This window comes from Alterirhizorhabdus solaris, assembly GCF_007785815.1.
Classification (GTDB): domain Bacteria; phylum Pseudomonadota; class Alphaproteobacteria; order Sphingomonadales; family Sphingomonadaceae; genus Alterirhizorhabdus; species Alterirhizorhabdus solaris.
The window spans coordinates 1-1,237 of sequence record NZ_VNIM01000208.1; the positions used below are offsets into that span (position 1 = coordinate 1).

Consider the following 1,237-nt stretch of genomic DNA (forward strand, 5'->3'; position numbering starts at 1 on the left):
CGCCCGCGCTGGCGGAGATCGTGTATCAGCCGGTCAATCCGTCGTTCGGTGGCAATCCGTTCAATTCGTCGCATCTGCTGGGCATCGCCAATGCGCAGAACGACTATAAGGATCCCGCCTCGACGGCGACGACGTCGGATGCCGATCTGTTCGCCCGCCAGTTGCAGTCGCGCCTGCTCTCGGCGCTGTCGTCGCAGATCACCGATGCGATCTTCGGCGCCAACCCGCAGGAACGCGGCACCATCACCTTCGGCGGGCAGACGATCAGCTTCGTGCGGTCGCTGGAATCGGTCCAGCTGGCGATCACCAACAACACCAGCGGCGAAGTCACCAACATCGAGATCCCGACCTTCGTGAAGGTCAACTGAGCGATGCGCGGGGGCAATTCATCACCGTTCGGCGCGCTGGCGAAGCGCATGGCGGCGGCGCTGGCGATCCTGTCGCTGGGCGGCTGCGCCTATACCCGGGGCCTGCCGTCGACCACGACGCAGCCGGTCTACCCGAAGAAGACCGACATCCAGCTGGCGCTGAACCTGATCCCGCCGCCGGGCAAGCCGATCGCGGTGGCGGTGTACGGCTTTTCCGACCAGACCGGCCAGTTCAAGCCTTCCGAGACCACGCAGACGCTGTCGCGCGCGGTGACGCAAGGGGCCGGCTCGATCCTGGTCAAGTCGCTGCAGGATGCGGGCAACCGCCAGTGGTTCACCATCGTCGAGCGCGAGCAGCTGCGTAACCTGCTCAACGAGCGCCAGATCATCCGCGAGATGCGCGAGCGCTATCTGGGCGAGACGAACGTCAACCCGCAGGCGCTGCCGGCGCTGCTGTTCGCCGGGGTGCTGCTGGAAGGCGGGATCATCGGCTATGACACCAACACGCTGACCGGCGGGGTGGGCGCCAGCTTCCTCGGGATCGGCGCGCACACCGAATATCAGCAGCATACCGCCACCGTCTATCTGCGCGCGGTCTCGGTGCGCACCGGCGAGGTGCTGACCAGCGTCACCACCTCCAAGACGATCGCCTCCTACGGGATCAGCGCCAGCGCCTTCCGCTACGTGGCGTTCAAGGAGCTGCTTGAGGCCGAGGGCGGCGTGACCACCAACGAGCCGGGCACCATCGCCCTGCAGCAGGCGATCGAGAAGGCGGTGTACGGCCTCGTGATGGAGGGCGTGGAGCTCAAGCTGTGGGATTTCGCCGACAGCGCGGCGGGCGCGCCCTTCCTGCTCAAATACCGCGACGA

2 protein-coding genes are annotated in these 1,237 nt (G+C 66.4%); both read left to right on the plus strand.

What is annotated here, in order from left to right:
- Positions 1–368, plus strand: a 368-nt coding sequence (locus tag FOY91_RS21330; protein ID WP_238995839.1) for a curli assembly protein CsgF, incomplete at its 5' end; no start/stop codon positions are given.
- Between the two features lie 3 nt (positions 369–371).
- The coding region (locus FOY91_RS21335; RefSeq protein ID WP_275266056.1) for a CsgG/HfaB family protein at positions 372–1,237 on the plus strand (866 nt) is incomplete at its 3' end.